Annotated in this window: 5 protein-coding genes and 1 tRNA gene; 3 read left to right on the forward strand and 3 right to left on the reverse strand. The window is 37.3% G+C overall.

All coding sequences use genetic code 11. The features are described 5' to 3' along the window. Nucleotides 1-642 precede the first annotated feature (642 nt). A complete protein-coding gene (locus tag RBU60_RS11590) occupies nt 643-906 on the forward strand; it encodes a hypothetical protein (RefSeq protein WP_308865214.1) in 264 nt (87 codons plus the stop codon). Nucleotides 907-1,056: 150 nt separating this feature from the next. Here the strand turns inward: RBU60_RS11590 and RBU60_RS11595 are convergent, their stop codons facing one another. Next, nucleotides 1,057-1,722 (reverse strand): class I SAM-dependent methyltransferase, encoded by a 666-nt coding sequence (locus RBU60_RS11595; RefSeq protein WP_407660204.1) that lies wholly within the window; start codon nt 1,720-1,722, stop codon nt 1,057-1,059. Between the two features lie 253 nt (nt 1,723-1,975). On the opposite strand from RBU60_RS11595, the gene RBU60_RS11600 reads away from it, so the two are divergent. After that, nucleotides 1,976-2,689, forward strand: coding sequence for a serine hydrolase domain-containing protein (locus tag RBU60_RS11600; RefSeq protein WP_308865216.1), 714 nt, complete (start codon nt 1,976-1,978; stop codon nt 2,687-2,689). 128 nt (nt 2,690-2,817) lie between these two features. Further along, complete coding sequence (locus RBU60_RS11605) at nt 2,818-3,069, forward strand: serine hydrolase domain-containing protein (RefSeq protein WP_308865217.1); 252 nt, start codon at nt 2,818-2,820, stop codon at nt 3,067-3,069. A 592-nt stretch (nt 3,070-3,661) separates the two neighbouring features. Here the strand turns inward: RBU60_RS11605 and RBU60_RS11610 are convergent. Together RBU60_RS11610 and RBU60_RS11615 are read right to left on the reverse strand one after the other, a co-directional pair. Continuing rightward, nucleotides 3,662-5,032 (reverse strand): alanine/glycine:cation symporter family protein, encoded by a 1,371-nt coding sequence (locus tag RBU60_RS11610; protein WP_308865218.1) that lies wholly within the window; start codon nt 5,030-5,032, stop codon nt 3,662-3,664. Nucleotides 5,033-5,333: 301 nt separating this feature from the next. Next, nucleotides 5,334-5,407 (reverse strand) — tRNA-Arg (locus tag RBU60_RS11615). Between the last annotated feature and the right edge of the window lie 55 nt (nt 5,408-5,462).

Here is a 5,462-nt window from a genome sequence, read left to right on the forward strand (position 1 = left end):
TTTTTGCACTTCCCATTAGCTTCTCCTGTTCCGTAATTGAGCCGTATACAAAGCTCCTGCCCTCTTTATGCCGATTGCCGCTTGACCAGTAAATAGGTATCACGTCAAGTTCTGTTCTCTCAGGACCGCCCATCCTTCGATTTTGACAATACTGAAGTTGTTCACGACACTTCTTCAAGGGTTCACTCACATCTAGTTCAGCTTCTTTGCTCCTACCATAGCAGACTACTCACAGTATAACAGCGGTAGCGCCTTTGACCTTATCGCTCAAGACCGACCCGTGAAAGGCAAGCCCCATAAGGCGGTTTGTCTGGTGTGCCTATACACTCCCAGCCGAGAGACCAATCCCCATAATCTTCTTTCGTGCTTCCACCCGAAACCAGTGCCGGGGTCGTTTCTGAAAATATATGAGACTCTCATCTCAATTACAGTTTTGTTGTTCCTACATTTATCACTAAATTGTATCCCGAAGCAACACAGGACACACAACTACTGGCAACACCGTGTATAAAAAATTGCTACTTTTAGCTTAACCAAAGTTTGTTGCTTTTTTGCAAACTGCTGAATTTCCGTTGGAAATTCCTCGTTCACAAAATCGCAACTTTTCATACACAAAGACGTTAGCTACAAGCTGAAGAAACATTGAGATACTACATTGGAGCATATTATTTAATTAAACTTCGTGATTCCAATTTTGGAACTTACGAAGGAAAAAAATTGCATACTTGTAGTGCTTGCATAAACGATTCCTTTTTTGACGCTTGGTCAATTTCGTGGGCGGAAGACGGAAAAAATGTTGATGCAGAAACCAAATCGGACTTTAATCTTAATGACAAGCTGATTAAAGAAATTCAGAATTGGACGGACAAAAAAATAGAGGAAAACAAAAGCTTAGCTCTACAATAAAATCCTGACTTTAAGAAACTCTCCCGAAACAAAAAAATGCTGCTATTCCGTAAAAACATCGTTAAGAGTGCATTTTTGAGTGGTTATAAAGGGTTGTAAAACAGCGGTGAAAATCGACAATTCAAAAAAAGTTGGTTAGGTAGTATGGACTTAAAAAAATCTATAGAGTGTTGTGACAATTACTCCTTTAAAGTCGGGTAAACGAACAGATAACAATTGTTTTACTTCTACTACTTTAAAATTAAAAGGCGCAGCTAATAGGTTGAGACCACTTTGCTTTTTCAATCTTGTTCCTTGCCCAGAAATAATGTCTTTATTGGACGTAAAATCTCCTTCTGGAATATGCTCTGTTAAAATCACATATTTAAAGTCGATTAACTTAGTCAGCACACGTTCTACTTCCGCATTCGATAAATGTTGTAATACTTGTCTTAGTATGGCACAATCCCCAGAAGGCAAATCAGCTTCAGCAATATTTATGCAATGAAATTCTAAATGATCTTCCTTAAATTTTTCTTTATTTCGTTCTATAAGAGCTGGGACAATATCTACCGCCACATACTTTTTAGTGTACGAAACCAACTCTTTTCCGACATTAAAATCTCCACACCCCAAATCACATAGGCTAAGCGGACTTTTAAAAGAAGTCAAAAACGAACTTAGAATCTCTATATAGGGATTTACAATTTTAGGATGATGCGAGCCTAGACCCGAATAGAAATCAGTGTTATTAGTCCCCCAAAGCTTCTTTTCATACACCTGTTCCATCGCCTCTTTGGTGGGCCAAGGCTGCTTTGTTTTATTTTCTTTCTTCATCAACAAACTAGGATTCTAAAACAATTGTAACATTCTTTTTAGTGGTTTCCAAATGTAAAATTAAAAGAAGACTTTTCTGAATTAAATATAGGCTTATTAGGCAACGCAGAGAGTTTCTGAAATAAATCTGTTTTCCCTATTTTTGAGCACTTCTGAATTTCAATAACTTCCCTATAATTTTCTTACTTTTACCAGTAGCGACAAACCGATGAGCTTACGAATTATAGAATTATGCGGATTTAACGGAAGATAAATGAATTTCAAATCAAGAATTTACGTAACGACCATCGCCTTATTTATAGGCGTTTTAGCTTCTGGGCAATCCCACAGCGAGAAAAATTTTGAAATCTCTACATTTCTGGAGAATTTAAACAAAGAGGATTTTTCGGGAGTGATTTTAGTGGCTCATAAGGATAAAATTATCCAGAAACGCGCCTACGGATATTCGAGTATAGAATTTAAGATAAAGAATACTACCGAGACGAAATTCAATATTGCCTCTATTACCAAAATGTTTACCGCTGTTGCGACCTTACAACTCTACGAGCAGGGAAAATTAAAGCTAAACACTCCTATTGGCAACTATTTACCGGACTATCCCAATAAGTTGGTTAGAGACTCCGTAACGATTCATCAATTACTCACCCACACTTCAGGACTTCATAATTTTTATGTCGCAGACCGTGATCAGATGAAGAATTCGGCCTATAGGAAAATATCAGATTTTGTACCACTTTTTGTCAAGGACACGCTTTTGTTTACCCCAGGCACTGATTACGCTTATAGCGGAACGGGATTCGTCATCATAGAAAAAGTCTCTGGTGAAAATTATTACGATTATGTAAAAAATCATATTTTCAAATCGGCCGGAATGCCAAATACTACCGAGTTAGCCGTGGATTCTATTGTAAAAAATAAGGCGAGCGGTTACACTTCACTTCGATGTTTGGAGAAAGTAAAACCCTAAAAAAGAATGACTACTACTAAACAAATGCCTCGCCAGCGGGTTTTCATTATTAGACTGCAAAAGATTTATTTCATTTCTCCAAAGCTTTACGGAATTTTCAACTTTTAAATGAAGAAACGACTAGACTCATGTTTAAACCGAAAGTAAAAGGATATAACACACATGTAGGCTACGGAATTGATGTCGACCAAAGGTATAATCAGACTATTCTGGGTCATAGCGGTGGTTGGTACGGCATTCACACCGAATTGATGGATTTCATGAATGATCATTATACCGTCGTGATTTTATCGAACATCGATGATGATGGAAAAACGGGCGCTGCAAGAGTTGCCAACTTTTTCAAGAAATTATTAGCGGATAAGAAACTGGAAAAATGAAATATGAGAAACAACTCTGCTTTATAGGAATTCTATTTGGTCTCTATTTGCTAAATTAAGTACTGAAAAACGTTGCCATCAAACTGAAAAATATGAAATATAACGAATGGATTTATCAGCTAAAAATGGAAATTTTGATATTAAAAAGCCAGAGAAAATAAAATTAGCCGAAACGGTTTACAAATATTATTCTAATTCGAAACACAGCTTTGATACAATTTTAAATTAGTCGTGTCCGACTAAGATATAAGACCTGCCCGTATCGAAACAATACGTTCGGGCGGGCCGCTGCCCGCCCGTTCCGTTTGGACGGGCGCTGAAAGAGATAAGACATAAGACTTGATTCTTAATAACCTGATAATTAGATTAAATTGATTAAGCATTCGTATTAATTTTTAAATTTCAATGGTAAACTTAATAGCAAGCTGTCACTTAATAAAAAACCTCTAAACGCCTTTTATATTTGAATCAACGGAATTCTGTAATGTTTTAATCGGACACTAATGATTTTAAATATATATTTATTCTGCGGCCATCCGTAACATTACTTATAAAATACTGCTTTCATAGTGGGAAGAAACCGACAATTTCATTACTCCAGATATTTTTTAAAATACCTTCTAGCTTCCTTCATGACCTTGGGTGCTAAAATTAAGGTCGCGATCATTGTGGGAATAGCCATTAATGCAAAGAAACTATCAATGAGGTTGATCATCGCGCTCAAAGAAGTCGTTGCACCCAGTAAGATACTTATAATATAGACGTAGTTGTAATAATGTTTATATTCAGCACCGGCAAGATATGACAGACATTTTGTGCCGTAGTAAGAAAAAGAAAATAAGGAAGAAATGCTAAAAGCTGCAATACACAACAATAAAATATAATCGCCCACATAAGGAATAGAATCCTTAAATGCGGCTGCTGTTAAACTCACTCCGTTTACATCTGAAGTTTGCCAAATTCCCGTAACTAAAATAGAAAGTGCAGTTAATGTACAAACCACCAAGGTGTCTATTGCTGGTCCCAACATAGCTACAAGTCCTTCCCGAATTGGTTCTGAAGTTTGACTGGCTCCATGCGCCATAGTTGCGGTTCCTATGCCTGCTTCATTAGAAAAAGCACCTCTACGGATTCCGAGGATAATCAAGCCTCCTAGAACTCCGCCAAGCATTGGGTCACCTTTATAGTTTTCCGCAGCAAAGGCATCTGTAAAAATCATGGAAAAATATTGAGGAACAACCTCAAAATTGACCACAAGTATGGTGATTACTGAAATAAAATACAGGACAATCATGGCTGGTACCAAGCGAGAAACTGTTTTGCTGATACGCTGTATACCGCCTAGGATAACGACTGAAGTTAAGATGACGAGAACGATTCCTATGATGAGATTAGTGCCCAATCCAGTAGCAATATCATTGGGTTCTAGTAAAATAAAATTGATGGCTTGAGTGAGCTGATTGACATTAAAAACTGGAAGGGCGCCAACCAACCCAGCGATACTGAAAAGGACAGCTAGAAACTTCCATTTCTTTCCCAGGCCTTCTTCTATAAAGTACATCACGCCACCTTGGAGTTTCCCTTGAGTATCTTTTCCGCGGTACATGACTGCAAGCGTATTTGTGAAAAATTTGGTAGCCATTCCTACGAAGGCACTAACCCAAAGCCAGAAAATAGCACCCGGTCCACCTAAAGTAATGGCAACGGCAACGCCGGCAATATTCCCCATACCAACGGTTGAAGAAAGTGCGGTAGAGAGTGCCTGAAAATGATTGATTTCTCCTGGGTCATCAGGATTATTAAATTTTCCTTTAAGGACATCTAACGCATGCCCTAAATATCTAAAAGGCAGGAAATTTGATAAGATAAGTAAATATAATCCGCCTCCAACTAATAAAATAATCAAAGGAAATCCCCACATTGCTGATGCGAATTGAGAGGTGATTTTATCTAATGCTTCCATAAACTTTATAATGCTGATTTAGGAAACCTACACACTTTCCAAGCAGAAGATTTCTCAAGAATATATATATAGAACATCCTAATTCGAAAATTGATTTGGCTTGTATAAATTCTTACGCAATAACAAATACTAATGCCTATGTCTATTTTAGATCTATTACTCTACCAAAGTTATACATTGAAATTGTCATCCATCATTTAAGTAAACGTAATCTTTTTTTAATAAATTAAAAAAGTTACATAAAGGTCTACACATAAAAAACAAAACCTCCTGATTTACAAGAGGTTTTGCATATTAAAAGTGACCTCGGAGGGATTCAAACCCCCAACCCTCAGAGCCGAAATCTGATGCGCTATTCAGTTGCGCCACGAGGCCTAATGTTATTCTTTCTCCATCTTCTTCCTGCAGCAGACTTAAGATATTTTTCTCT

The sequence above is a fragment of the Mesonia profundi genome (assembly GCF_031085155.1).
GTDB classification, from domain to species: Bacteria; Bacteroidota; Bacteroidia; order Flavobacteriales; family Flavobacteriaceae; genus Mesonia; species Mesonia profundi.

Bases quoted from the DNA above. Each gene is read 5' to 3' on its own strand.
- RBU60_RS11595 (WP_407660204.1), bottom strand. From the start codon at position 1,722: ATGAAGAAAGAAAATAAAACAAAGCAGCCTTGGCCCACCAAAGAGGCG.
- RBU60_RS11600 (WP_308865216.1), top strand. From the start codon at position 1,976: ATGAATTTCAAATCAAGAATTTACGTAACGACCATCGCCTTATTTATA.
- RBU60_RS11605 (WP_308865217.1), top strand. From the start codon at position 2,818: ATGTTTAAACCGAAAGTAAAAGGATATAACACACATGTAGGCTACGGA.
- RBU60_RS11610 (WP_308865218.1), bottom strand. From the start codon at position 5,032: ATGGAAGCATTAGATAAAATCACCTCTCAATTCGCATCAGCAATGTGG.